Below are 4,110 nucleotides of genomic sequence, written 5' to 3' on the forward strand. Positions count from 1 at the left end.
AGTTTTGTGGGATGATTGATGAGCTAAAGCTTAGCGAATTTGACAAAAAGGGCTTTCATGAGCTAAAAAGGCTTTTGAATGAATAAACTTAAACCGGTAATTAGATTTCAAGGTTTTACTAACGCTTGGGAACAGCGTAAGGCAAAAGATGTTTGTTTAATTTCAACAGGTAAAAGCAATACACAAGACCAAAACGAAAATGGAAAATATCCATTTTTTATACGTCCAGATGCGCCAGCTAAGAGTGATAAATTTTTATATGATTGCGAGGCTGTCATAACAATAGGAGATGGCAATATAGGAAAAGTTTTTCACTACATAAATGGTAAGTTTGATTTGCATCAAAGATGCTATAAAATGAGTAATTTTAAAGATATTGACGGCAAATATTTTTATTATTTTTTCTCGGAAAAATTTTATGAGCGTGCTATCAAAATGACAGCAAAAGCAACTGTTGATTCTGTTAGATTAGAAATGATTTCAGAGATGAAAATTTCACAACCTTTAGAATCACAAGAACAACATAAAATTTCAAACTTTCTAACCAAACTTGACAACCTTATCACCCTTCATCAGCGTAAGCGATATATTATTTTTTCAAAAGGAGAAAACTATGTTAAAAGAAGTAAAAAAAAGACAATCTTTTTTGTGATTATTATAAGAAATGGATTGACGTATATAAACAAGGTGTCATCAGGACGATCACTATGAGAAAATACATAATGACACACAAATGGTTAACTCAGCTTGCGCCTAATTTAAAGATATATGAGTTAAATCGAATAGCTTATCAGCAGCTTTTAAATGATTATGCTCTTTATCATGAAAGGCAGACTACTATGGATTTTCATCATCAGTTAAAAGGAGCAGTTTTGGATGCAGTAGACGAAGGGTTAATAGAGAGAGATCCTACTAGAAAAGCTATTATAAAAGGAAAGGCACCGCGTTTAAAAAAGATAAAGTATATAAATCAATTTGACCTACATAAATTAATTTCCGGACTAGCACTCAATTCTCAACTTTCATGGGACTGGCTTATACTACTTATAGCAAAGACAGGGATGAGATTCTCGGAAGCTTTGGCTATCACGCCTAGTGATTTTGATTTTTCACGCCAGACACTTTCTATTAATAAAACATGGGACTATAAAAATGAAGGCGGTTTTATGCCTACAAAGAACCAATCCTCAGTACGGAAAATTCAACTAGATTGGCAGACTGTAATTCAATTTGCTGAGCTTGTGAAAGACAAACCACCACATAAGCCTATCTTCATAAGAGCAGATGAGAGGATATATAACTCAACTATCAACAGCCTATTAAAAAGACGTTGTGAGCAAAATAAAATATCCACGATATCAATTCATGGTCTTAGACATACTCATGCATCACTTTTGCTTTTTGCGGGAGTATCTATAGCTAGTGTTGCTAGAAGATTAGGGCATGCGAGTATGACTACCACGCAAAAGACATATTTACATATAATACAAGAGCTTGAAAATAAAGATGTAGATATTGTAATGAGGTCATTATCCGGTCTAAATTAGTTAATTAATGCTTACGCTGATGAAGGGTGATAAGGTTGTCAAGTTTGGTTAGAAAGTTTGAAATTTTATGTTGTTCTTGTGATTCTAAAGGTTGTGAAATTTTCATCTCTGAAATCATTTCTAATCTAACAGAATCAACAGTTGCTTTTGCTGTCATTTTGATAGCACGCTCATAAAATTTTTCCGAGAAAAAATAATAAAAATATTTGCCGTCAATATCTTTAAAATTACTCATTTTATAGTATCTTTGATGCAAATCAAACTTACCATTTATGTAGTGAAAAACTTTTCCTATATTGCCATCTCCTATTGTTATGACAGCCTCGCAATCATATAAAAATTTATCACTCTTAGCTGGCGCATCTGGACGTATAAAAAATGGATATTTTCCATTTTCGTTTTGGTCTTGTGTATTGCTTTTACCTGTTGAAATTAAACAAACATCTTTTGCCTTACGCTGTTCCCAAGCGTTAGTAAAACCTTGAAATCTAATTACCGGTTTAAGTTTATTCATTTTTATATCCTATGTAATAATTATAACAATGTAGTTTATTGAAATAAATACTGCAAGCTTATTATATTTTAATAAAAACAAATTTCGCATTTTATAAAAACTGCCTAGTTATTTTTAATAAAAATAAAGGCGGTTTTTATCATATTTTTCTTTGATAATCAAAGAAAAATATTGCCCGTCTGGCAAGACCTTACAGCACTATCGATTAGATAGTGTTAAGTAAGTTTTAGCACCATGGCGCTAAAACTATATTTATGAGATAAAATTGTATGATTATTTAACTGTACAGATTTCATTTTTTTAAGCTAGTTTGTTGATTGCTATATCGTGCAGATAGTGCATATACTTAAGAATATATTAATAATAGTTGCTCTATACTTCTCGTGCAGCTTGTGCATATAGATAAGATTATATTAAGGATATAGGATGAATCAAGTATCCCTAGAAATAGTAAGAATTCTAAAAAATAGTAATACATTACTTACAAGATTACAGATAGAAAAGAATATCCAGAGAGTATCAAAAAGAACTATCCAGAATGAGCTAAAAAAGCTAAGCGAACTAAAGCGAATAAGAATAGTAGGGCAGGCTTCAAGTACGGCTTATGAAATTTCAGACGAGTATTCTAATTTTGAGCATCGTCTATTTATTTACCAAAACCAAATTTTAATAGGCTATTTGGGCTATGATTACGAGAACTACTACTTTGCGTATGATACGGATTTTTTGCTTGGTAGTAGATATGGCGTTAAATTTGAGATGCCGATTAATTTTAAAATTTATAAGAGCAAGAGTTGCTTTGTGGATTTTGAGGAGTCGCTCCCTGAGGGAATAGATAGAAAGATATTAATAGATAAAGCCGGTAACGCTACAGAGTTTTTCTTGCTACTGCATAATGACTATAGCAAAAACGATCTTGTATTTTCGCCAAGTGCTTTGGAATTTGGTCGTGAAGTAAAGCCTCAAAGTTATCTTTCCGAGAAGGATAAAATTTTAGGTACTAATACTTTTCCTAATATCCTAAAATACGATGTGGATATAGATGATGTATCGCTTTTCCCAAGTAAATTTATGAGCGATAGCGAAGAGATAAAGCATGTAAGAACTATGAGTTTATCAGGCTATCAGCATAAACTTCAAGTAGTGGTAAAGGATAATACAATACGAGTGGCTAAAAATGAAGATAATGCGAAGTTTTTTATCAAACCATACGATATACTAAAAGCCGATGAAAACAGCGACTACCACTTCCCTCATATCGCTATAAACGAGCATTTGCATATGAGCTTTGCAAAAAACGAGTTAGGCTTTGATGTGCCTATGAGCGGAGTGTTTAAAAGAGAGCAGGATAAAGAGTATCACTACTTCATAAAGTATTTTGATAGGATCGGCGCTTATAAATTTCAACGAAAAGAGTTTTCTACTTTTATGGGGTTAAGTAGTGAGAGTAAATATAAAGCCTCATCTGAAAAGCTATTTGATATGGCGGCTAAGATACTGCCAAACAGTGATGATAGACTCAGAATGATTGAGTATTATTTTTATTCGTTTCTTATTAGACATGAGGATATGCATACGAAAAACATATCGGTTATTTACGATAATGGCAAACTTTTGCTAGCCCCTCTTTATGATATCGCTTGCACCGGCTTTTACGAGGGTATCAAAAACTACGAGTCGCATTTAAGTATAAACGGCAAGCAGACAAATATAAGATATAACGACTTTATGGAAATAGTAAAAAGAGCTAAGGTTGATAGAGCTAAGTTTAATAAGTCGGCTAAAAATATAGTAGAAATCTACATAAAAAAGATGCCCAAGTATATCAAAAAACTAGAAAAGCTTGACGGGTTGGATTTTTACAAAAAAGATAGAGCTAATGCTGAGGATAAAAGGATAAATATAAAGTCTAAAACTACACTTGCAGATGTTATGATGAGGCACTTTGAGCAAAGATGTGAGACTCTAAAAAGAAATGGGTGGTTTGAGAAGTTAGGTATTGATGATTAATTATGTCATGCAAAATTTTAAACTATTTAAATTTTTCGA

4 protein-coding genes are annotated in these 4,110 nt (G+C 32.4%); 3 read left to right on the plus strand and 1 reads right to left on the minus strand.

The window, feature by feature from the left end; translation table 11 throughout:
- Window positions 1-78 precede the first annotated feature (78 nt).
- Together CDOM16190_RS10415 and CDOM16190_RS10420 are read left to right on the plus strand one after the other, a co-directional pair.
- On the plus strand, window positions 79-711 hold the full coding sequence (locus CDOM16190_RS10415; protein WP_170020762.1) for a restriction endonuclease subunit S: 633 nt from the start codon (window positions 79-81) through the stop codon (window positions 709-711).
- Complete coding sequence (locus CDOM16190_RS10420; RefSeq protein WP_170020764.1) at window positions 708-1,547, plus strand: site-specific integrase; 840 nt, start codon at window positions 708-710, stop codon at window positions 1,545-1,547. Before CDOM16190_RS10415 ends, CDOM16190_RS10420 begins: the two co-directional genes overlap by 4 nt.
- Before the next feature lie 4 nt (window positions 1,548-1,551).
- On the opposite strand, the gene CDOM16190_RS10425 is transcribed toward CDOM16190_RS10420, so the two are convergent.
- On the minus strand, window positions 1,552-2,061 hold the full coding sequence (locus CDOM16190_RS10425; RefSeq protein WP_170020766.1) for a restriction endonuclease subunit S: 510 nt from the start codon (window positions 2,059-2,061) through the stop codon (window positions 1,552-1,554).
- 426 nt (window positions 2,062-2,487) lie between these two features.
- On the opposite strand from CDOM16190_RS10425, the gene CDOM16190_RS10430 reads away from it, so the two are divergent.
- Complete coding sequence (locus CDOM16190_RS10430) at window positions 2,488-4,071, plus strand: type II toxin-antitoxin system HipA family toxin (protein ID WP_170020768.1); 1,584 nt, start codon at window positions 2,488-2,490, stop codon at window positions 4,069-4,071.
- The last annotated feature ends 39 nt before the right edge of the window (window positions 4,072-4,110 follow it).

It is taken from the genome of Campylobacter sp. RM16190 (genome assembly GCF_012978835.1).
Taxonomy (GTDB): Bacteria; Campylobacterota; Campylobacteria; order Campylobacterales; family Campylobacteraceae; genus Campylobacter_A.